The 20,174-nt window shown below is 63.1% G+C and carries 22 protein-coding genes; 12 read left to right on the top strand and 10 right to left on the bottom strand.

Going from position 1 to position 20,174, the window contains the following annotated elements; all coding sequences use genetic code 11:
* Positions 1–64 precede the first annotated feature (64 nt).
* From RSE12_08215 to ppk2, 3 genes are all read right to left on the bottom strand, one after another.
* Complete coding sequence (locus tag RSE12_08215) at positions 65–1,006, bottom strand: hypothetical protein (GenBank protein ID WRH64305.1); 942 nt, start codon at positions 1,004–1,006, stop codon at positions 65–67.
* Entirely contained in the window at positions 991–1,620 is a 630-nt protein-coding gene (locus tag RSE12_08210) for a DUF1007 family protein (GenBank protein ID WRH64304.1), read from the bottom strand. The genes RSE12_08215 and RSE12_08210 overlap by 16 nt, the downstream gene beginning before the upstream one ends.
* A 65-nt stretch (positions 1,621–1,685) precedes the next feature.
* Positions 1,686–2,666 (bottom strand): polyphosphate kinase 2, encoded by a 981-nt coding sequence (gene ppk2, locus RSE12_08205; protein WRH64303.1) that lies wholly within the window; start codon positions 2,664–2,666, stop codon positions 1,686–1,688.
* A gap of 127 nt (positions 2,667–2,793) precedes the next feature.
* Here ppk2 and RSE12_08200 point away from each other — a divergent pair, with 127 nt between their 5' ends.
* Positions 2,794–3,438, top strand: a complete 645-nt coding sequence (locus tag RSE12_08200; GenBank protein ID WRH64302.1) for a glutathione S-transferase family protein — start codon at positions 2,794–2,796, stop codon at positions 3,436–3,438.
* A gap of 175 nt (positions 3,439–3,613) precedes the next feature.
* Here the strand turns inward: RSE12_08200 and RSE12_08195 are convergent, their stop codons facing one another.
* Positions 3,614–4,495 carry an NAD(P)-dependent oxidoreductase gene (locus tag RSE12_08195; GenBank protein ID WRH64301.1) on the bottom strand — a complete coding sequence of 294 codons (882 nt, stop codon included), beginning with the start codon at positions 4,493–4,495 and terminating at the stop codon, positions 3,614–3,616.
* Positions 4,496–4,565: 70 nt separating this feature from the next.
* Here RSE12_08195 and RSE12_08190 point away from each other — a divergent pair, with 70 nt between their 5' ends.
* The 3 genes from RSE12_08190 to parE all read left to right on the top strand — a co-directional run bounded on the left by RSE12_08190 (position 4,566) and on the right by parE (position 7,230).
* Entirely contained in the window at positions 4,566–4,814 is a 249-nt protein-coding gene (locus RSE12_08190; protein ID WRH64300.1) for a hypothetical protein, read from the top strand.
* The gene (locus RSE12_08185; GenBank protein WRH64299.1) at positions 4,811–5,194 is read left to right on the top strand and encodes a type II toxin-antitoxin system death-on-curing family toxin; all 384 of its coding nucleotides are present in this window, start codon (positions 4,811–4,813) and stop codon (positions 5,192–5,194) included. The genes RSE12_08190 and RSE12_08185 overlap by 4 nt, the downstream gene beginning before the upstream one ends.
* An 80-nt stretch (positions 5,195–5,274) precedes the next feature.
* Positions 5,275–7,230, top strand: a complete 1,956-nt coding sequence (gene parE, locus RSE12_08180) for a DNA topoisomerase IV subunit B (protein ID WRH64298.1) — start codon at positions 5,275–5,277, stop codon at positions 7,228–7,230.
* Between the two features lie 3 nt (positions 7,231–7,233).
* Here parE and RSE12_08175 read toward each other — a convergent pair whose 3' ends face one another.
* Positions 7,234–8,052 (bottom strand): DUF4393 domain-containing protein, encoded by an 819-nt coding sequence (locus RSE12_08175; GenBank protein ID WRH64297.1) that lies wholly within the window; start codon positions 8,050–8,052, stop codon positions 7,234–7,236.
* 196 nt (positions 8,053–8,248) lie between these two features.
* On the opposite strand from RSE12_08175, the gene RSE12_08170 reads away from it, so the two are divergent.
* The 3 genes from RSE12_08170 to RSE12_08160 are packed head-to-tail and all read left to right on the top strand — an operon-like array spanning position 8,249 to position 9,573.
* Positions 8,249–8,518 (top strand): BrnT family toxin, encoded by a 270-nt coding sequence (locus tag RSE12_08170; GenBank protein ID WRH64296.1) that lies wholly within the window; start codon positions 8,249–8,251, stop codon positions 8,516–8,518.
* Positions 8,497–8,823 carry a BrnA antitoxin family protein gene (locus RSE12_08165; GenBank protein WRH64295.1) on the top strand — a complete coding sequence of 109 codons (327 nt, stop codon included), beginning with the start codon at positions 8,497–8,499 and terminating at the stop codon, positions 8,821–8,823. The genes RSE12_08170 and RSE12_08165 overlap by 22 nt, the downstream gene beginning before the upstream one ends.
* Before the next feature lie 48 nt (positions 8,824–8,871).
* Positions 8,872–9,573 (top strand): DUF1194 domain-containing protein, encoded by a 702-nt coding sequence (locus RSE12_08160; GenBank protein ID WRH64294.1) that lies wholly within the window; start codon positions 8,872–8,874, stop codon positions 9,571–9,573.
* 90 nt (positions 9,574–9,663) lie between these two features.
* On the opposite strand, the gene RSE12_08155 is transcribed toward RSE12_08160, so the two are convergent.
* The 4 genes from RSE12_08155 to RSE12_08140 form a co-directional block, all read right to left on the bottom strand.
* On the bottom strand, positions 9,664–10,083 hold the full coding sequence (locus RSE12_08155; protein WRH64293.1) for a cytochrome C: 420 nt from the start codon (positions 10,081–10,083) through the stop codon (positions 9,664–9,666).
* 69 nt (positions 10,084–10,152) lie between these two features.
* Positions 10,153–10,848 carry an ABC transporter ATP-binding protein gene (locus RSE12_08150; protein ID WRH64292.1) on the bottom strand — a complete coding sequence of 232 codons (696 nt, stop codon included), beginning with the start codon at positions 10,846–10,848 and terminating at the stop codon, positions 10,153–10,155.
* Positions 10,841–12,124, bottom strand: a complete 1,284-nt coding sequence (locus RSE12_08145; protein WRH64291.1) for a lipoprotein-releasing ABC transporter permease subunit — start codon at positions 12,122–12,124, stop codon at positions 10,841–10,843. The genes RSE12_08150 and RSE12_08145 overlap by 8 nt, the downstream gene beginning before the upstream one ends.
* Before the next feature lie 122 nt (positions 12,125–12,246).
* Complete coding sequence (locus tag RSE12_08140) at positions 12,247–12,912, bottom strand: hemolysin III family protein (GenBank protein ID WRH64290.1); 666 nt, start codon at positions 12,910–12,912, stop codon at positions 12,247–12,249.
* A 264-nt stretch (positions 12,913–13,176) separates the two neighbouring features.
* Here RSE12_08140 and RSE12_08135 point away from each other — a divergent pair, with 264 nt between their 5' ends.
* A complete protein-coding gene (locus RSE12_08135) occupies positions 13,177–13,899 on the top strand; it encodes a hypothetical protein (protein WRH64289.1) in 723 nt (240 codons plus the stop codon).
* Here RSE12_08135 and RSE12_08130 read toward each other — a convergent pair.
* Positions 13,884–15,221 carry a proline--tRNA ligase gene (locus RSE12_08130; GenBank protein ID WRH64288.1) on the bottom strand — a complete coding sequence of 446 codons (1,338 nt, stop codon included), beginning with the start codon at positions 15,219–15,221 and terminating at the stop codon, positions 13,884–13,886. The genes RSE12_08135 and RSE12_08130 overlap by 16 nt on opposite strands.
* A gap of 174 nt (positions 15,222–15,395) precedes the next feature.
* Here RSE12_08130 and RSE12_08125 point away from each other — a divergent pair, with 174 nt between their 5' ends.
* From RSE12_08125 to RSE12_08110, 4 genes are all read left to right on the top strand, one after another.
* A complete protein-coding gene (locus RSE12_08125; GenBank protein WRH64287.1) occupies positions 15,396–15,899 on the top strand; it encodes a fasciclin domain-containing protein in 504 nt (167 codons plus the stop codon).
* Between the two features lie 153 nt (positions 15,900–16,052).
* Positions 16,053–17,144 carry an AI-2E family transporter gene (locus RSE12_08120; protein ID WRH64286.1) on the top strand — a complete coding sequence of 364 codons (1,092 nt, stop codon included), beginning with the start codon at positions 16,053–16,055 and terminating at the stop codon, positions 17,142–17,144.
* Positions 17,141–17,827, top strand: coding sequence for a DnaA/Hda family protein (locus RSE12_08115; protein ID WRH64285.1), 687 nt, complete (start codon positions 17,141–17,143; stop codon positions 17,825–17,827). Before RSE12_08120 ends, RSE12_08115 begins: the two co-directional genes overlap by 4 nt.
* 125 nt (positions 17,828–17,952) lie before the next feature.
* Complete coding sequence (locus RSE12_08110; protein ID WRH64284.1) at positions 17,953–20,142, top strand: RNA degradosome polyphosphate kinase; 2,190 nt, start codon at positions 17,953–17,955, stop codon at positions 20,140–20,142.
* Positions 20,143–20,174 lie beyond the last annotated feature (32 nt).

Here is a 20,174-nt window from a genome sequence, read left to right as displayed (position 1 = left end):
CAGGAGTTGTCCGTTTTCTGCGTCAGAAAACGCCGCGGAAAATGCGTCATTTTCCGCCCCGCCGTCAGACCGGGGCCGCCAACATCCCCAAGGCCAGCGCCGCGATCACCGCGCCCGCCGCCAACTCCAACACCGGCATCATGCGCCAGATGCGCGCCTCGCCCAGCCCCGCCAACGCCCCCTCGCGCGACCAGACGGCCAGCACCGCCACGCCGATGGTCACCACCGCCACGCCCAGCCCCATTGCAAAGGCCCCGGCCACACCCGCCGCCCCGATGCCCAGTTGAAAGGTCAGGATCAGCAGGAACAGCGCCCCCGAACAGGGCCGCACCGCCACGCTGGCGATCAGCGCCGCCGTGTCGCGCCACCCGGTCAGCTGTGCGACCTCCTCCACCGTGGGGCCATGGGCATGGCCACAGCCGCACTCTGCCCCGTGATCGTGGTGATGGTGCTCGTGGTGATGATCATGGTCATGCCCATGCCCGCCGTCCTGAGCCACTTGCTCCGATCGCAGCCCATGCAAAAACCCACGCGCGCCACGCCAGACCAGCCACAACCCGATGGCCGCAATCGCCGCCCAACTGGCCATGGCCAGCGCCCCTTCGGCCATGCCCACCATCCGCTCGCGCGTCCAGCCCAAGGCCAGCACACCCGCATAGACCAGCGCTACCGCCACGCCCGCCTGCGCCAGAGAGGACGCCAACGCCACCCCCGCCAGCGGCAGCAGCCGCACCCGCCGCGCCACGCCATAACCGCCGATCAGAAACTTGCCATGCCCCGGCCCCGCCGCATGGGCCAGACCGTACAGGAAACAGACCGACAGCAACCCCGCCCAGGCCGCAGGCTCACCCGCCTTCACCGCCCGCACCGCCCCCGCCAGCGGTGCCTGCAAGGCCCGCTGCACCTCTGCCGCCCAGCGGCTCAGCATCTCCAGCCCGCCCAGCGCCCAGACCAGCGCCAGCGCCGCCGCCACGCCAAGCCCCGCCAGCATCACGGCGCGCCGCATGTCACCCGCACCTCTTGCGCAAACAACTCACCCACTTCGGGAAAGCCCATTTCCACATCCACATCTGCCGGGATCTCGGCAAGGATGGCCTGCATCTCCCGCTCTGCCTCAGACAATTCGGGTGCGATCACCTCGGTCTCGCAGCCCTCTGCCGTGATCTCGCGGATCGTGTATTCGGTGTAATAGGTGGGGTCATAATTCTTCACCACCAAAAGCCCCGCCACAGGCTCGGACAGATCGCGGATATGCGAGGATATGATCTGCCCCCCCTCATAGCGCGCCACCCCATCGCGCGGCGCGGATAGGCCCAAGGCCCGCTCGCCAGCAAAGGCATAGGTGTCACCCGGAAACCCGGGCTCCCATGCCATGTCGAACCCCTGCAAAGCCGCCGTCTCGGCCTCGGTCAGCACGCCATCGGCATCCGGGTCCAGCCCGCGTTCGGTGATCAGCACCAGCGAAAAGAACGGGTCATACGTCCAGGTCACCCGCAAGGCTGCGGCCCGCCCGGCCTCATCGCGGATCACCTCCAACGCGGTCTCCATGAAGACATGCGGATGCGCGCCCGCAGGCCCGCCCAGCCCCATCAGGGCCACAACCGCCACCGCCCACCGCATCCGCCCCCCCAGCCAGCACACCTGCCGCCAGAGTTAGGCCCCATCCCCCGCGCCTGCAACCACCCTCAGCGGCGGATTGCCGGGTGGGTCGCCGCATCCAGGATATGCCCCGCCCCGTGGATCACCTGACTGGCCTGCCCTACGATCAACGGATCGGGCACACCGATCACCTCCCAATCCTTTTCGGGATAATCCACCGTCGACAGGAAATGCCGCAAACAGTTTAGCCGCGCGCGCTTCTTGTCATCCGATTTCACGATCACCCAAGGCGCGTCGGCGGTGTCGGTGTAGAAGAACATCGCCTCCTTCGCCTCGGTGTAATCCTCCCACTTATCAAGGCTCGCCTTGTCGATAGGCGACAGTTTCCAGCGTTTCAGCGGGTCCGTCTCACGCTCCACAAAGCGCCGCCGCTGTTCCTCGCGGCTGACCGAGAACCAGTATTTCCGCAGCCGCACGCCCGACCGGACCAACATCCGCTCCAACTCCGGCACCTGCCGCATGAATTCCAGATATTCCGATGGGGAACAGAACCCCATCACCCGCTCCACCCCCGCGCGGTTGTACCAACTGCGGTCATACAGCACCATTTCCCCCGCCGTCGGCAGATGCGCGATATAGCGTTGAAAGAACCACTCGCCCTTTTCTTTTTCCGTGGGCTTGGTCAGCGCCACCACACGCGCATAGCGGGGGTTGAGATGTTCCATGAACCGCTTGATCGTGCCGCCCTTGCCCGCCGCATCACGCCCCTCGAAAAGGATGACGAACTTCTCGCCCGTCTCCTGCGCCCAGATTTGCAGCTTCAGGAGTTCGGCCTGCAACCGGGCCTTTTCCTCCTCATAGGTACGCCGCCCAAGGGCGCGGCCATAGGGATAGACGCCACCCTCAAAGGCCGCGCGGATCGTATCCGCATCCACCTTGGGGTATTGCCTCGGGCCCTGCGGACGATCATCCGCCTCTGCCACGACCGCCGCCGCCGTTACCGGTTGCGCGGTGCCGGTCCCTGTCTTGCCGTCGCCGTCCATCGCACACCTCCGGTTCAGGATCATCTGCCCACCATGCCACAGAAACCGCGAAAGTGCCTTGATCCCTGTCAAAAACGGCCCCGAATGCCCCTTTTTTATCCGCAAAGCCCGGCATAGGCTCAGTGAAAGACTGGCTCCCAGAGGTTTTCCGATGATCACGCTGCACGGCGTCTACCGCTCCCGCGCCACCCGCCCGCTCTGGCTTTTGCTGGAAACTGGCACCCCTTTCACCCATGTTCCGGTGATTCAGGCCTATCGCCTGCCCGATCCCCATGCACCAGACGCGCCACTGAACACCGCCTCGCCTGATTTTCTGTCCATCAACCCGCAGGGTCAGATTCCGGCCATGCAGGACGGCGATCTGATCCTGACTGAAAGCCTGGCCATCGCGCTCTACCTCGCCCGCCGCTATGGCGGGGCGCTTGGCCCGCAAGACGATGCCGAAGGCGCTCTGATGGACCAATGGGCGCTGTTTGCCGCAACCGCCGTGGAAACACCGGCACTGGAAATCCTGCAAGCCCCGGCCGGCGAGATGGGCGAAGCAATCCTGAAGGTTGCCGCGGAAAAACTGCGCCGCCCGCTGGCACGGCTGAATACGCATCTGCACGGGCGCGACTGGCTGGTGGGCAACCGCTTTACCGTGGCCGATATCAACACCGCCGAATGCCTGCGCTATGCCCAAGGCCATGCCGCGCTGATCGCCGAATTTCCCGAAGTGCAGCGCTGGCTGGAGTCTGCACAATCCCGCCCGGCCTTCCAACAGCTTTGGGCCGCGCGCATGGCCGAACCGGCCTGAACCGCTGCTTTGGCAAGGCGAGGGGGGCGCATGGCGCCCCCCTAGACCCCGCAACGCCCCATTTTTCAAGGGCGCGCCAAGCGGGCCGCGACGCATGGGTATTTTTGCCAAGGTGAATGGGCAGGCAGCATTATCCCTTTACCGCCCCCCCCATTAGCAAAAACGATGGCCCCGGTCAGACGTATTTCCGCCAATCATGCTGTTCCTTGAACCCCAGCACGTCGCGGATCTTACGGTTCGACAGCAGCCCCTCATTCGGCCCCACCTCGCGCGACAGCGGCACATTCGGAAAGAACCGCGCCAGCAGTTCCGCATTGGGTTGCGGCACCGCATTGCTGTCATTGGCCGCGTTGAACACTTGCCAACCCAGCCCATCCTTGTGAAGCGCAAGGTCGACAATCTGCCCCAGATCGCGCGCATCGATATAGCTGAAGGTGATCCGACGCCGCAGCCCCGGATCGTCCTTCAACGGCGGGAAGAGCGTCGCATATTCCTGTGGCTCGATCACATTGCCGATCCGCAGGGCATAGATATCGAACCCCGACCGGCGCTGAAAGCTGCGCGCCGTGACCTCGTTCACCTTCTTGGACATGCCATAGCTGTCCATCGGATCGATGTCGTAATCCTCATCCAGCGGCAGCACCTTGGGATCGACCACGCCTTCGCTGAAACAGACGCCATAGGTCGTCTCGCTTGAGGCGATGATGATCTTCTTGATCCCCAGCTTCACCGCCGCCTCGATCACGTTATAGGTGCCGAGGGTGTTCACCCGGTATGTTTCCGTATCCGGTGTCATCATCAGCCGCGGGATTGCCGCGAAATGCACGACCGCATCAAAGGGCTTCGCTGCGCCCTGATCCAGTTCGTCATAGCCCGCATGGCCCGACATGACCGAAAACATCTGCCCCGCATCGGTGATATCGGCGATGAAATCATGCACGCCAGGGTGGCCCAGCGGCACCCGGTCCACATTCACCACGCGATGCCCCTTGTCGGCCAGATAGGCCACCACATGCTTGCCCGCCTTGCCCGACCCGCCCGTAAACAGAACCCGCATCCTCATCCCCCGTTTGAAATTTGCCTACTACAGTGTATATTACACCGCACATTCTTCAAGGGAGCCGCCCATGACCCGCCTCGCCACCCCCAACATCTGCACCATGACCGAGTTGCGCGAACCGCAAAAGGTGTTCGATCGCGCCAACGGCCAACCCGTGGCCATTCTGAAAAACTCTGCCCTTGTCGGCTACCTCGTCCCGGTCGAGGCGGTTGAGAAAGCCGAGCACCGGGTGGCAACCCTTGAAGAGGTGATGGAAGTTCTTGAACGCTCGCGCGAGCGCGTGCAACCGGTTCTCGATTACCTGCGTGACAAATGACCTTCATCCTCCTGAGTGCCGAGTTGGTCGAGCGTATCCACGACCATGTCCTGAACCCCGGCGAATTGCCCGGGCGCGCCCGTGACAAATCCCTCGAAGGGGCGCTTGCCCGTGTCGACAACCGCCTGACCTATGGCATGATCGCGGATGCCTTCGATCTGGCCGCCGCCTATGCCATCGCCATTGCCCAAGGCCATTGCTTCAACGATGCCAACAAGCGCACTGCGTTTCGTTCGATGCATGCCGTGCTTGCCTTGCACGGCCTGAACATCCAGCTTGATACCGAAGACATCGGCCAAACCATCATCCGCGCCGCCCAGCGCCTGATGGATGAAGGCGAACTCGCAGAATGGCTGCGCCAGCGCGCCATCCCGCGCTGACCACCCCACATCTTGCGCCCATCCCCCCCGGGATGCTCTAATCCCGCCCCACAGCCGCATAACCAAGAATCGAGCATCCCATGGCCAATGACCTCCTCTCCTCCGGGGACCAGTCCTACAACGCCTCCTCCATCGAGGTGCTCGAAGGGTTGGAACCCGTCCGCAAACGCCCCGGCATGTATATCGGCGGCACGGATGAACGCGCGCTGCACCACCTTGTCGCCGAAATCCTCGACAACTCCATGGACGAGGCCGTGGCCGGTCACGCGACCCGGATCGAGGTGGAGCTTCACGCCGATTACGCCGTCACCATCCGTGACAACGGGCGCGGCATCCCGATCGACCCGCACCCGAAATTCCCCGGCAAATCCGCGCTGGAGGTGATCCTCTGCACCCTGCATGCGGGCGGCAAGTTCGGCGGCGACGCCTATGCCACCTCGGGCGGCCTGCATGGCGTGGGGGCATCCGTCGTCAACGCGCTGTCCGATCACATGCGGGTTGAGGTGGCGCGCAACCGCGAGCTTTTCGTTCAGGAATTCTCGCGCGGCATCCCGCAGGGCCCCGTCACCAAGATTGGCCCCGCCCCCAACCGGCGCGGCACATCCGTCACCTTCCATGCCGACCATGAAATCTTCGGCTCTCAAACCTTCAAACCCGCGCGCCTTCTAAAGATGGTCCGCTCCAAGGCCTATCTTTTCTCGGGCGTCGAAATCCGCTGGAAATCGGCCATCAACGACGGTGAAACCCCGTTAGAGGCGGTGTTCCACTTCCCCGGTGGCCTTGCCGATTACCTGTCCGACCAACTCACCAAAACCTCCACCTATGCCGACCGCCCCTTCGCCGGAAAGGTCAGCTTTACCGAGAAGTACAACGTCCCCGGCTCTGTCGAATGGGCCATCAACTGGACGCCCGCCCGCGACGGCTTCATCCAATCCTATTGCAACACCGTGCCCACCCCCGAAGGCGGCACGCATGAGGGCGGGTTCTGGGCCGCCATCCTCAAGGGCATCCGCGCCTATGGCGAGTTGGTAAAGAACCGCAAGGCCGAGCTAATCACCCGCGATGACCTGCTCACCGGGGGCTGCGCGCTGGTCTCCTGCTTCATCCGCGAACCGCAATTCGTGGGCCAGACCAAGGACCGCCTCGCCACGGAAGAGGCCGCAAAATGGGTCGAAGGCGCGGTTCGCGACCATTTCGACAACTGGCTGGCGAATGACACCAAATCCGCCGGTGCCATCCTCGATTTCCTCGTCCTGCGCGCCGAAGAACGCCTCCGCCGCCGCATGGAAAAGGAAACCGCCCGCAAGACGGCGACCAAGAAGCTGCGCCTTCCCGGCAAACTCACCGACTGCACCTCGAAAACCCGCGAAGGGACCGAGCTTTTCATCGTCGAAGGCGACTCCGCCGGTGGCTCCGCCAAAGGCGCACGGTCCCGCGAAACGCAGGCCCTGTTGCCGTTGAAGGGGAAAATCCTCAACGTCCTCGGCGCGGCCTCCGCCAAACTGCACGACAACTCTGAGATCCGCGACATCTGCGAAGCGCTCGGCGTGCAGATGGGCACCAAGTTCAAGGTCGACGATCTGCGCTACGAAAAGATCATCATCATGACCGACGCCGATGTCGACGGCGCGCATATCGCCAGCCTGCTGATGACCTTCTTCTTCACCCAGATGCGCCCCCTGATCGACAAAGGCCACCTCTACCTCGCCTGCCCCCCCCTCTACCGCCTGACCCAAGGTGCCAAGCGGCTCTACGTCGCCTCGGACGCGGAAAAAGAGGAATGGATGGCCAAAGGCCTCGGCGGCAAGGGCAAGATCGACGTGCAACGCTTCAAGGGTCTGGGCGAGATGGACGCCAAAGACCTCAAAGACACCACGATGGACCCGGCCAGCCGCAAACTGATCCGCGTGAGCATCGATGAGGACGAACCCGGCATGACCGGCGATCTGGTGGAACGCCTGATGGGCAAGAAGCCGGAACTGCGCTTCCAGTATATCCAGGAAAACGCGCGGTTTGTGGAGGAGTTGGATGTGTGATGGTTAGGCAATACATGCCTTGGCGAAACGTGCACCAAAAACACTCAGCGTAACATGGCCTTTGGCAACTGCCAGGTCATAACCCTCAGATTCACCCTCTTTCAAAACATCTACCATGGAGGGAAGCTCGAATACCCGATCATACTCGTCCTTTTTTTCCACCATGAACGAGTCGTCGTCATACTCACAAATCTGAAGCCGCCTTAGATTGTCCAAGTATAACTGGAAGTCCTCAGGAAACGTGCAATCAGCATCAAAGGGAAGACAAGACAACCTGCTTCGATAAGTTTTGCTGCGTGACTTTTTATGGTCGATCAGCATTGGAAGAACAATAGCTGCAGGCCCTGATTTGAAGATGTGTGCTATTAACTTTGCTTCATCTTGGGTAAGCTGTCCTATTAGGTGCACAAAGCCAGGATGAGCGTTTCTTCGTTCATCCTTAATCATTGAAGTGGCCAAAAGCTTTGCATACATTTCAGTTAGTGTAGTGTCCTCAGCAACATACTTCATGGCGTTAACTAGCGGACCGGCTATAGCAAGGTCTGGGCTGCCTATCTGGGACGAATCTACGTTCGAGAAATGAGGCTCCACTTTCGAAACGAGCCAAGACTCGAATATTTCATAACTCCAAACGACACCCCGGAGAGGGGCCAAAGCCAAGTTGGTCGTTTTCCCAATAACGGTCAGTGCTCGCCCGACTTCTTTGACGCCCGGTTGCAAAAGATCATTATAAATTGGCACCGCAAGTTCGGCTAGGATACGCTTACTGTTGGAGTTTTCCGATTCATCAGCCATACGTTTACCTAAGAAAATCATGCACATGAGCAAAGATGCTAGCGCAAAGTTTCCTAGACACCAAGTAATATAAAAAGCGCACCTCGCGCTTTCTCAACTAGCAGCCAAAATGCGCGCTGCGAGTATAAACGCTCCTCCTACAGCAACGGGGTCTCCCTTAACCCCACCTTAACCCTGCCCAACCCACACTCCCCTTGCCCGGCAACTTAATGTATGCATATAAATGTGGGACTGGGACGAAGCCAAACGCCAGACGAACCGCGATAAGCACGGCATCGACTTCGCCGCGCTTGCGCAGTTCGATTGGACGACAGCGCAGATCGAGCCGGACAACCGGCGCGACTATGGCGAAGATCGGTTCATCGCTGTCGGTTACATCAAGGATCGGCTGCACAAGTTGATCTTCACAAAACGGAACGGGCGGGTGCGCGTCATCTCATTCCGAAAGGCCAACAGACGGGAGCAACGCAAATGGGCAAGCCGAAACATCTGAAGCTCGCACCGATTTCTGATAAGGAAGAGGAAGCCATCAACCATGGCATCGCCCTTGATCCGGACAATCCGGAACTGACGGACGAAGACTTCGCTCGCCTCCGCCCCGTCTGGGATTTCCCCGAACTCGTTGAAATCCTCCAAGCCCACGGCAAACTCGGCCGCCCGCCCCTGCCCGCCTCGGAACGCAAGCAACGCGTCACCCTGCACCTTGATCCCGATGTCCTGACGGCGCTCAAGGCCGATGGCCGCGGCTGGCAGACCCGCGCGAATGCGGCCCTACGCCGGGCCCTGAATCTTCCCTGACCGAAATGTGATCCCCTCCCCAGCCGCATCCGCCCTATCCTCCCTCTCATGCGGCATTGGCTCCTCCCCCTCGCCTTCCTCGCCACCCCCCTCCACGCGCAGGAGGTGGACCTTGAGCTTGTCCTCCTCGCCGATGCCTCCGGCTCCATCGATCAGGCCGAGATCGAGTTTCAGCGTCAGGGATATGCGCAGGCGATCACCCACCCCGATGTGCTTTATGCCATCTCCTCCACCCTCACCGGATCCATCGCCGTGACCTATGTGGAATGGGCGGCCAATCAGGCCGTGGTGGTGGATTGGACCGTGATCGCCACGCCCGAGGATGCCGAAACCTTCGCCGCCAACCTGCTGACGCCGCCCCGCCTCGCCTCCGGCCGCAACGCCATTGGCGCCGCGCTTCTGGAAGGCAAACGCCTCATCGACGAAAACCAGATCACCGGTCTGCGCCGCGTGATCGATTTCTCGGGTGACAGCGCGAACAACTGGTCAGGCCCCAGCATCGCGGATGCGCGGGCCGAGGTGCTGGCCGCCGACATCACCATCAACGCCCTGCCCATCCTGCGCCCCGACAGCCCCCAGCGCGCGGGCGGCAATCTGGAAGAAATCTACGCCACCCAGATCATCGGCGGGCCCGGCGCCTTTCTCGTGACCGCCGACACAGGCGACAGCTTCACCGCCGCCGTGCGCCGCAAACTGATCCTGGAAATTGCGGGCAGCCAGCCCGAGGTGATCCCCACCTCGGCCCCCTAGGACGTGGGCGTCACCCGTTACCAACCCCGGAACGCACAGCCCGCTGCGTGCATACGCCCGTCTGCACCGCCATCTGCACCGCCTGCTGCACTACTTTTGCAGCGTCTTCAGATGCTCGGCCAGTTCCACCAACCGGATCGGCGTAGGCGAGGCAATGCCGTCGCCGCCATCATAGGGCACCAGCGCCCCATCCAGCAACGCGCTGAACTGCGGCATCACCCGCCCGCCATCCCGGCCCCCGGTATAGCCCCAGATCTGCGCCATTACCCGCGTCGTCGGGAACGTGCCTTCATTGCGCGCTGTCAGCCCTGTCAGGTCCGCAGGCCGCTTCGCCAGCCCTGCCGCCATCTCGCCATCGCCTTTACCGCTTGGCCCATGGCAGGCGGCGCAGAAGGCCGCATAGTCGCCCGCCCCGGTGGTCTGCTCAGGCGCATCCGCCCCCGGCAGGACACAGGCCGCCAATCCGAAAACCGCAATCATGCCAATGGGATATAGGAATACGCGCTGCATCTCGGCCTCCGTTCATACTGGTTACCCAGTCAAACACGAAGTAGGGCACACATCAACGCCCGCCGTGAGTCAGGCCACCGGATCGGCCTGCACGACCCGCCCTTGATCCAGCCGCACCACCCGGTCCATCCGCGCGGCAAGCTCCATGTTATGCGTGGCGATCAGCGCCGAAAGCCCCGTTTCCCGCACCAGTTCCATCAGCGCGCCAAACACCTGATCCGATGTTGCGGGGTCCAGATTGCCCGTCGGCTCATCCGCCAGCAGCAGTTTCGGCCCGTTCGCCAAAGCCCGGCAGAACGCAACGCGCTGTTGTTCCCCACCCGAAAGCTGCGCCGGCCGATGCCCCGCCCGCGCCCCCACCCCGACCCGGGCAAGCAGTTCCTGCGCCCGCACCTCGGCGTCGCGCCGCGAAACGCCATTGGCCAGTTGCGGCAAGACGATGTTTTCCAAGGCAGAAAACTCCGGCAGCAGGTGGTGGAACTGATAGATGAACCCCACATCCGCCCGCCGCGCATCGGTGCGGGCCCGGTCGGACAGCCCGGTCATGTCCCGTCCGGCATGGCGGACCTGCCCGCGATCCGCCGTATCCAGCAGCCCCGCGATATGCAGAAGGGTCGATTTCCCCGCCCCGCTGGGCGCGACCAAAGCCACCACCTCGCCCCGCGCCACTTCCAGCGTCGCGCCGCGCAGCACGATCACCTCGGACGGCTTGCCGCGGTTGTAGCCTTTTTCGATCCCCTCCAGAACCAGCGCCGGATCACTCATACCGCAGGGCCTCCACCGGGTTCATCCGCGCCGCGCGCCGCGCCGGAAAGATCGTGACGACAAAAGACAGAAACAGCGACAACCCCACCGCCGACAGCACGTCATTGATCTGCAATTTCGCGGGCAAAGCATAGATCCCCCGGATCGACGGATCCCAGACCCCGCCCCCCGCCATGTAGTTCACAAAGGAAAAGATCGGGTCGATATAAAGCGCGAACAGACAGCCCAGCAGCACGCCCAGCGCCGTGCCGACCAATCCGGTTGACGCTCCGCAGATGAAGAACACCCGCAGCACCGCCCCTTCCGTCAGCCCCATGGTGCGCAGGATGCCGATGTCGCGGCCTTTGTTCTTCACCAGCATGATCAGGCCGGAAATGATGTTCATCGACGCGATCAGCACCAGAATGGACAGGATGACGAACATGATGTTGTCCTCTACGTCCAGCGCGCGCAAAAAGGCCCCCGAACTGTCGCGCCACGTCCAGAGCATCCCCTCCGCCCCAGCAGCGGCCAGCAGCGCAGGTGCAAGGTCATCCACTTTTTCCGGTTCGGTCACCATGACCTCGATCTCGTCAGCCATGCCTTCCTTGTTGAAATAGGACTGCGCCTCGTCGAACGGCATGTAAATCCGTGTCCGATCAATGTCATAGCGCCCGGCGGTAAAGATATAGACCACCTCATAGGCATTCACCCGCGGGCTGGTGCCAAAGGCCGTCTTCACCCCGGATGGCGCGATCACGCGCACCCGGTCGCCTAACCCGACGCCAAGCTCGCGCGCGATGCCGGACCCGATGGCAATGCCTTCGGCAAAGCGGGCAACGTCGCCTTCGGCATTGGCGCCGACGCCCACGCGCGGAATTGCCTCAAGGTCGGCGGGGCGAATGCCATAGACTTCGGCCCCGGTCGATCCCTCGCCCGCCGTGACCATGACCTGACCCTTGATCAGCGGCGCAGTCCGCGTCACCCCCGGCACCTCGGCCAGCCGTCCGGCCAGCGCGTCATACTCGGCAAAGCCGCGCTGCAATGCCCCCGTCTCGCTGACACGCCCCGCGGAATAGACGGTGACATGGGCATTGGCCCCCAGGATCGTGTCCACGAATTCGGCCCGGAACCCCGCCCGCACCGACAGCGTGGCGATCAGCGCAAAGACCGCCAGCGTGATCCCCACAAGGCTGATCCAGGTCATGACCGACACGCCACCTTCGGCCCGCTTGGCGCGCAAATAGCGCCAGGCGATCATCCATTCAAAGCCTGCAAAAGGGGGGGTACTCGCCATGATCTGCCCGTGTTTTCGCCGTTCCCGGCCGTGGCGCGGACAGTGTCGGCAAGACCGGGCAAGGTCAAGCCGCGCGCCATCACAGCGCCGTCAAAGCGGGGGTAGGCGCAGAAAACCGGGCGTCAGCTGGCCACGGCCACCGCCACGGCGGCGAAATGCAACGCCGCTGCAATGGCCACACACAGATGCCAGATCGCATTGTGAAACCGCAGCGCGTGCCAGCGATAAAAGGCCACGCCCGCCACATAGGTGACGCCCCCCAGCACCAACAGCACCAGCGATGGCCCGGGCAGCGCCTCACGCGCGGGGCCGATGGCGGCAAGCCCCACCATGCCCAGCGCGATATAGGCCAGCACCGCCAGCCCATCCAACCGCCCCGGCAGCGCGATCTTGACCACCGCGCCCAGAATGGCCCCGGTCCACACGATCCCGGCAAGGATGGCGGCAAAGACGACATTGTCGAAATGCACCACAATCGCGGTGTAAGTCCCCGCAATCATCACATAAATCGCCGAATGATCGAACCGCCGCAGCACCCATTTCAGCGGCGATGGCGGCACCATGTTATAGGCCAGCGAAAAGCCGAACATCGCGAAATATCCCGCCGCATAGACCGCCAGCGCGGCGAATTTCCCCACATCGCCCGCCCCCAGCACATACCCAAGCAAAAGCGAAAAGGCGATCAACCCCGCCACCAGCGCCACCGCATGCACGATCCCGTCGGCCAGCAATTCGCCGGTGGAAAAGGGGCGCTTGGTCAATCGGGGGTGGTTGGCGGGCAGCGACATGAGTCTCTCCAGAACGACAGGCAAAAGGATGCAAGCCGTCGACGCCAAGTCAATCCATCCACAAGTCGCATGACGCCGCGTCAGCCCACCGCGCGATTTCATCCCCTGCACGACGGCGCAGTACAGGCTTGGCTTCTTCCCGACATTCCCCGCCGCCGCCCTCTGCCATGCCTGCCGCCACATCCCGGACCAGTCACCAAGACCCCCTCCGCTTGACAGCACGGGTCGCGCCAAGCCATCCTTGGGCCTGTGTCGGAGGTGCAGATGTTAAAGATTTACCAGGAAAGTTTCCGCTTCTTCCGCAACAGCTTTCCCGCGCTCTTGACGCTCGCGGCGGTCATCGAAATCCTGATCTGGGCGTTCGAGCCAAAGGCAGAATCCACAGCGGTCGGCGTGGCCGTGATCTTCCTAGCCTATTATTTCCACCGTCACTTCTTGTTTGGTGAGTCATTCGCCTTGCGCGGCAACACCCCCGCCGAAGGCGCGCCGCCCCTCAAATTCGGCTGGTTTCTCCTCATCAGCCTCGCGCTGATCCTCGTGCCCACGGCGATCGTGCTGACCCTCATCCTCGCCATGTGGAACATCAACAACAGCTTTCTGGCCATGCTGTCCTTGATCTTCCCGATTTACCTGCTCTCCCTCAGCCTTTTCGGCACCGCGCTGCCAGCCACCGTAGCGCGCGACGGCACCTACAGGCTGGCACAGGGCGTGCGCGCCACCTTCGCAACAATGTGGCGCCTCATCCTTGGTCCCGGTGTCGTGGGGACTGTTCTGCTCATCGGGGCCATCGCCGCAAGCCATGTCATGGACAACCTCGGCATCGCCGCGGACAGCCCGGCTGCACTGGCCTTCAACATCATGCTCCGCGCGCTGGGCTTCCTGACCACGATCTTCGCCGTCGCCGTCCTGTGCGAGATGTATCGCAGAACACGGCCGGAACCCCACGCAACGCAGGGTTCCGACCCAGCCGGTCACCGCCCGGCGTAGATCTGCGCGATCCGGTCCACCGCCGCTTCCGGCGACATCTCTTCGCTTTCGCCCGTCCGGCGCGAGGTGAGTTCCACCACCCCGTTTGCCAAACCGCGCGGCCCCACGGTGATGCGCCAGGGCAGGCCGATCAGGTCCATCGTGGCGAATTTCGCCCCCGCCCGTTCGTCACGGTCATCATAAAGCGCTTCCAGCCCCTTGGTCGCCAGCGCTTTGTAAAGGCCTTCACAGGCCGCATCCGCTGCACCATCGCCCTGCTTCAGGTTCACGATCCCCACCGGGAAAGGCGTCACGCCCTCGGGCCAGATGATCCCCTTGTCGTCATGGCTCGCCTCGATGATCGCGCCCAGCAGGCGGCTCACGCCGATGCCGTGCGACCCCATCTCCACCGGCACGCGGCCGCCATCGGGGGTAACCACCGTCGCCCCCATCGCCTCGGAATATTTGGTCCCGAAATAGAAGATCTGCCCCACCTCGATCCCGCGCGCCACTTTGCGGCGCTCTTCAGGGATGGCGTCGAACAGGGCGGCGTCATGCGTCTCATCGGTGCGGGCATAAAGCGTGGTGAACTCTTCGCAGACCTTCGCCACGGCGGCGCGGTCATCGTAATCAACCTCGCGGTTGCCCAGCTTCAGCTCGGTCACGGCGCTGTCGAAGAACACCTCCGACTCGCCCGTGCTGGCCAGCACCAGAAACTCATGCGTGTTGTCGCCACCGATGGGGCCAGAGGCCGCCCGCATCGGAATCGCGGTCAGACCCATGCGTTCATAGGTCCGCAGATAGCTGACCATGTGGCGGTTATAGGCGTGGATCGCGGCATCACGGTCGACGTCGAAATTGTATCCGTCCTTCATCAGGAACTCGCGCCCCCGCATCACGCCAAAGCGCGGCCGCATCTCGTCGCGGAACTTCCATTGGATGTGATACAGCGTCAGCGGCAGGTCCTTGTAGCTGTTCACATGGCTCCGGAAGATGTCGGTGATCATCTCCTCATTCGTGGGGCCATACAGCATCTCGCGCTTCTGCCGGTCGGTAATGCGCAGCATTTCCTGCCCGTAATCATCATAGCGCCCGGATTCGCGCCACAGGTCCGCCGGTTGCAGCGTGGGCATCAAAAGCGGGATATGGCCCGCGCGGATCTGTTCCTGATGCACGATCTCTTCGATCCGCTTCAGCACACGATAGCCCAGCGGCAACCAGGAATAGATGCCCGCCGCCTGCTGCTTGATCATCCCCGCCCGCAGCATATAGCGGTGCGACACGATCTGCGCCTCGGCAGGGTTTTCCTTCAGGACGGGCATGAAATAGCGGCTCAGGCGCATGGGGCGTCTCCAGTGGATGCGCGATTGGCTTACGCAATTGAAACATTCCCCGCAAGCAGGTCACGCCGGATAACGCTTTTGCCAAGACCGTGAAATGTAATGATCGCTAACAGAAAGCCCTGCGTATCCCGTCCGACAGTGCAGTGACGCCTGTCACAACAACGGGGACACCACATGAAACTGAAACTCGCACTGGCCGCTCTGGCCATCTCGGCCACCACGGCTCACGCCCAGACCATCGTCGACATCGCCGCCGGGGATGAACGCTTCACCACCCTCGTCGCCGCCGTCACCGCTGCCGGTCTGGCGGAAACGCTGGCCGGTCCCGGCCCGTTCACGGTCTATGCGCCGGTGAATGACGCCTTCGCCGCCCTGCCTGCAGGCACGGTGGAAAACCTGCTCAAGCCGGAAAACAAGGGCCAACTGACCGATGTCCTGCTCTATCACGTCGATGATCGCAACCTGCCTGCCGCTGGAATTCCGAACGGCTCCACCACCTTCAAGCCGCTCCTCACCTCGCAGCGCCTGTGCATCACCAAAGGTGCTGATGGCGTGACCATCGCCGATGGCACGGGCGACGTGGCCAATGTCATCATCGCCGACATCAAGGCCGATAACGGCGTGATCCATGTGATCGACAAGGTCCTGCTGCCCGGCCAGCGCCCCGCCTGCCACTAAGGCCGGTCATCAGCCGATCTGAAAGCCCGGGGCCCATTCGGCCGCCGGGCTTTCTTTTGCGATACCGCGCCAAAACAACGCCGACACACCCCGCCCCTTGCGCCGCACCGCAGCAGACGTGATATGTTGCAGTCTCGAAACCCGGAGGCGACCATGGCCCTGCCCGTTCGGCTACAGCTTGTATACTGGGGGATCGCGGCTGCGGTCTTCTTCATCCTGCTCTGGGCCTTGGGCAATGTGATGCTGCCCTTCCTTGTGGGCGGCGCCATCGCCTATTTCCTTGATCCCATCGCCGACCGGCTGGAACGCGCGGGCCTGTCGCGCGTCGGGGCCACGGTCACCATCTCGCTGGTGGCGGTGCTGGCGACGGTCCTGCTGATCCTTGCCATCATCCCCACGCTGATCCAGCAATTGACCGGCTTGATCAACGCCGCCCCTGAAATCGCGCAGCGGCTTCAGGCCTTTCTCGTGGAACGCTTCCCGGAACTCAGCGACAGCACCTCCACCATGCGCCAGACACTGGCCCAGATCGCCGCGACGATTCAGGCGCAAGGCGGCGAACTGGCCAACACGCTGCTCTCTTCGGCCATGAGCCTTGTGTCCGCCGTGGTCTTCATCGTCGTCGTCCCGGTCGTGGCCTTCTACCTGCTGCTCGACTGGGATCACATGGTCGCCCGCATCGACAGCCTGCTTCCGCGCGACCACGCTCCTGCAATCCGCCGGATCGGGCGCGAGATCGACTCCGTCCTCGCCGGTTTCGTGCGTGGCCAGCTGTCCGTCTGCCTGCTGCTGGGCAGCTTCTATTCCATCGCGCTGATGATTGCCGGGCTGCAATTCGGCCTGATCGTGGGCGCCATTGCCGGCGCAATCACCTTCATCCCCTATGTCGGCTCGCTGGTCGGCGGCACGCTGGCCATCGGCCTTGCGCTGTTTCAATTCTGGGGCGATTGGGTCTCCATCGGCATCATCGCGGCGATCTTCGCCGTGGGTCAATTCGTCGAAGGCAACATCCTGACGCCGAAACTGGTTGGCAATTCCGTGGGCCTGCACCCCGTCTGGCTGCTCTTTGCGCTGTCGGCCTTCGGGTCCATCTTCGGCTTTGCCGGGATGCTGGTCGCCGTGCCGGTCGCCGCCTCCATCGGTGTGATCACCCGCTTCGGGATCGAAAAATACCACGCCAGCTTGCTCTATCGCGGTTATGACACCCCTCAGGCACCGCAGCCCAAGGACGAGGCGGCCGAGTGATCCGCCAGCTTGCCTTTGACCTGCCCGCGCGGCAGGCCTATCGGCGCGAGGATTTCTTCGTCTCTCCCGCCAATGCCACGGCCCTGGCCGCCATCGACGGCTGGCAAGGCTGGCCGGGCGGCAAGATGCTGCTGGTCGGCCCGCAAGGCAGCGGCAAGACCCACCTCGCCCGGCTCTGGGCCCAGGAAACCGGAGCCGCCTGCCTGCCCGCCGCTGATCTTGCCACTGCCGACCTGCCCGCGCTGTCCGCCCATGGCGCCGTCGCGGTCGAGGATGCGGAAACCGCCGCAGGCCAGCCGGGGGCCGAGGCGGCCTTTTTCCATCTGCACAACCTTGTCACCCAGTCCGGCCATCTGCTCGTTACCGCCGCCACCCCGCCGCGCGACTGGGGCCTTGCCCTGCCCGACCTTGCCAGCCGGTTGCAGGCCGCCCCCGTCACACGGATCGAAGCCCCCGATGACGCGCTGCTCTCTGCCGTGCTGATCAAACTGTTTGCCGATCGGCAGATCACCGTTCCCCCCACGCTGATCCCCTATCTTGTCCTGCGCATGGAACGCTCCATCGCCGCCGCCCGCGATCTTGTGGCGCGGCTTGATGCCCATGCCCTCGCCGCTGGACGCCCGGTCACCCGCCAACTCGCCGCGCAATTGCTCGACGCCGCGCCGCCCGACGCGCAAGACTGACCCCGCCACTTCAACTTGGCGAAAATACCCATTCCGCCGCGCGCCGCTGCACAACGCTGGACAGTCCGCTGCGCCAATGGTCATCTGTCACACAGTTGTTGCCTTCCCCCCTTACCCCGCGTGACATGACCCAGGCCGATTTCCTCAAAACCCCGTTCCCCGCCCCCGTCACCCTCTCGGAAGAGGAACGGACCGGCCCTCGCCGCTTTTTCAACCGCGAAATGTCGTGGCTGGCCTTCAACTGGCGCGTGCTGGATGAGGCGTCCAATCCGCTGGTGCCGCTCTTGGAACGGCTGCGCTTCCTGTCGATTTCGGCCACCAACCTTGACGAATTTTATACCGTTCGCGTCGCGGGCCTGCGCGCGCTGGTGCGCAACGGCAACGCCAGTCACTCCGAAGATGGTCGCAGCCCGACCGAACAGCTTGGCCTGATCCATGCCAACGCCCGCCGCCTGATGCTGACGCAGCAGGCCGTGTTCAACAAACTCCGCAAAGAGATGGAGGCGCAGGGCATCACCCTGCTCACACGCTCCAAACTCACCGCGCGCGATCTGAAACACCTCGAAGACCACTTCCTGAACAAGGTCTTCCCCGTTCTGTCACCCTTGGCCATCGACCCGGCGCATCCCTTCCCCTTCATCCCCAACACGGGCTTCTCGCTCGCGCTGGAACTGGAACGCGAAAGCGATCACCGCACGCTTCAGGCCCTGCTGCCCATCCCGCAGCAGATCGCCCGCTTCGTGGCCCTGCCCGGCAAGCCGGGCGAAAACCGCTTCCTGCCGCTAGAGGAATTGCTTCTCCTCCATCTGAACATGCTGTTCCCCGGCTATACCGACCGGGGCCACTGCATCTTCCGCGTCCTGCGCGACAGCGATCTGGAAGTGGAGGATGAGGCCGAAGATCTCGTCCGCGAGTTTGAAACCGCCCTCAAACGCCGCCGCCGGGGCGAAGTGATCCGCCTGAAAATCTCATCCGGTGCGCCGCCGGAACTGCGCGCGCTCATCATGGATGAACTGGGCGTCACCGAAGACATGGTGGTTGAGATTCGTGGCCTTCTGGGCATCGCCGATCTCAAGGAACTGGTCCTCTCCTCCCGCCCTGATCTCTTGTGGCCGCCCTTCGTCTCGCGTGTGGCCGAACGCGTGCAGGACCATGACGGCGACATCTTCGCCGCCATCCGGCAGAAGGACATCCTGCTTCACCACCCCTATGAAACCTTCGATCAGGTCATCCGCTTCCTCGAACAGGCGGCGCGTGACCCGAACGTTCTAGCAATCAAGCAAACGCTCTATCGCACCTCGTGGGACAGCCCCATCGTCTCCGCCCTGTGCGAGGCGGCAGAGGCGGGTAAATCCGTCACCGCCCTTGTCGAACTCAAGGCGCGCTTTGATGAGGCCGCCAACATCCGCCAGTCTCGCCGTCTGGAACGGTCCGGCGCGCATGTCGTCTATGGCTTCATGCAGTACAAGACCCACGCCAAAATCAGCACGGTTGTCCGCCGCGAAGGTGAAAACCTTGTCACCTATACCCATTACGGCACGGGCAACTATCACCCGATCACCGCCCGCATCTATACCGACCTGTCCTTCTTCACCTGCGATCCGGCGCTGGGGCGCGATGCGACCAAGGTCTTCAACTACCTGTCGGGCTATGTGCAGCCCGAGGGGCTGGAAAACCTCGCCATCTCGCCCATCACGCTCAAGCCGCGCCTGCTGGAACTGATCGGGATCGAGGCGGATCACGCCCGCGCCGGCCGCCCCGCTGAAATCTGGGCCAAGATGAACAGCCTGATCGACCCCGAGGTGATCGACGCCCTCTATGCCGCGTCGCAGGCCGGGGTGAAGATCAGCCTCATCATTCGCGGCATCTGCGGCGTGCGCCCCGGCGTGCAGGGCCTGTCGGAAAACATCCGTGTCAAATCCATCGTGGGCCGCTTCCTCGAACATTCCCGCATCGTCTGCTTCGGCTCTGGCCATGGACTGCCCTCTCAAAAGGCGCGGGTGTTCATTTCCTCAGCCGATTGGATGGGCCGCAACCTGACGCGCCGGGTGGAAACGCTGGTGGAAATCAACAACCCCACCGTCAAGGCGCAGATCGTCAGCCAGATCATGGCCGCCAATCTGGCGGATGAGGCGCAAAGCTGGGTACTGCGCCCCGACGGCACCTATCGCCGCGAACTGGAACCCGCCGACGGCACCCTGTTCAACTGCCACCGCTTCTTCATGGAAAACCCGTCCCTATCGGGCCGTGGCACGGCAGGGGCCAAGGACGTGCCGCGTCTGGCCCAGTTGCGCGATGATGCCCCGCCGATCTGACCGGTCGGCAGGGTGATCCGTCAGGCCTGACG

Origin of the sequence: Fuscovulum sp., assembly GCA_035192965.1 — a bacterium.
In the GTDB taxonomy this organism is placed as follows: Bacteria; Pseudomonadota; Alphaproteobacteria; order Rhodobacterales; family Rhodobacteraceae; genus Paragemmobacter.
Note: the sequence above shows the minus strand (reverse complement) of the source record. Positions and strands in the feature narration are given on the sequence as shown.

Excerpts from the sequence above, each read along its gene's own strand:
- RSE12_08215 (WRH64305.1), bottom strand. The coding sequence starts at position 1,006 with ATGCGGCGCGCCGTGATGCTGGCGGGGCTTGGCGTGGCGGCGGCGCTG.
- RSE12_08210 (WRH64304.1), bottom strand. The coding sequence starts at position 1,620 with ATGCGGTGGGCGGTGGCGGTTGTGGCCCTGATGGGGCTGGGCGGGCCT.
- ppk2 (WRH64303.1), bottom strand. The coding sequence starts at position 2,666 with ATGATCCTGAACCGGAGGTGTGCGATGGACGGCGACGGCAAGACAGGG.
- RSE12_08200 (WRH64302.1), top strand. The coding sequence starts at position 2,794 with ATGATCACGCTGCACGGCGTCTACCGCTCCCGCGCCACCCGCCCGCTC.
- RSE12_08195 (WRH64301.1), bottom strand. The coding sequence starts at position 4,495 with ATGCGGGTTCTGTTTACGGGCGGGTCGGGCAAGGCGGGCAAGCATGTG.
- RSE12_08190 (WRH64300.1), top strand. The coding sequence starts at position 4,566 with ATGACCCGCCTCGCCACCCCCAACATCTGCACCATGACCGAGTTGCGC.
- RSE12_08185 (WRH64299.1), top strand. The coding sequence starts at position 4,811 with ATGACCTTCATCCTCCTGAGTGCCGAGTTGGTCGAGCGTATCCACGAC.
- parE (WRH64298.1), top strand. The coding sequence starts at position 5,275 with ATGGCCAATGACCTCCTCTCCTCCGGGGACCAGTCCTACAACGCCTCC.
- RSE12_08175 (WRH64297.1), bottom strand. The coding sequence starts at position 8,052 with ATGTGCATGATTTTCTTAGGTAAACGTATGGCTGATGAATCGGAAAAC.
- RSE12_08170 (WRH64296.1), top strand. The coding sequence starts at position 8,249 with ATGTGGGACTGGGACGAAGCCAAACGCCAGACGAACCGCGATAAGCAC.
- RSE12_08165 (WRH64295.1), top strand. The coding sequence starts at position 8,497 with ATGGGCAAGCCGAAACATCTGAAGCTCGCACCGATTTCTGATAAGGAA.
- RSE12_08160 (WRH64294.1), top strand. The coding sequence starts at position 8,872 with ATGCGGCATTGGCTCCTCCCCCTCGCCTTCCTCGCCACCCCCCTCCAC.
- RSE12_08155 (WRH64293.1), bottom strand. The coding sequence starts at position 10,083 with ATGCAGCGCGTATTCCTATATCCCATTGGCATGATTGCGGTTTTCGGA.
- RSE12_08150 (WRH64292.1), bottom strand. The coding sequence starts at position 10,848 with ATGAGTGATCCGGCGCTGGTTCTGGAGGGGATCGAAAAAGGCTACAAC.
- RSE12_08145 (WRH64291.1), bottom strand. The coding sequence starts at position 12,124 with ATGGCGAGTACCCCCCCTTTTGCAGGCTTTGAATGGATGATCGCCTGG.
- RSE12_08140 (WRH64290.1), bottom strand. The coding sequence starts at position 12,912 with ATGTCGCTGCCCGCCAACCACCCCCGATTGACCAAGCGCCCCTTTTCC.
- RSE12_08135 (WRH64289.1), top strand. The coding sequence starts at position 13,177 with ATGTTAAAGATTTACCAGGAAAGTTTCCGCTTCTTCCGCAACAGCTTT.
- RSE12_08130 (WRH64288.1), bottom strand. The coding sequence starts at position 15,221 with ATGCGCCTGAGCCGCTATTTCATGCCCGTCCTGAAGGAAAACCCTGCC.
- RSE12_08125 (WRH64287.1), top strand. The coding sequence starts at position 15,396 with ATGAAACTGAAACTCGCACTGGCCGCTCTGGCCATCTCGGCCACCACG.
- RSE12_08120 (WRH64286.1), top strand. The coding sequence starts at position 16,053 with ATGGCCCTGCCCGTTCGGCTACAGCTTGTATACTGGGGGATCGCGGCT.
- RSE12_08110 (WRH64284.1), top strand. The coding sequence starts at position 17,953 with ATGACCCAGGCCGATTTCCTCAAAACCCCGTTCCCCGCCCCCGTCACC.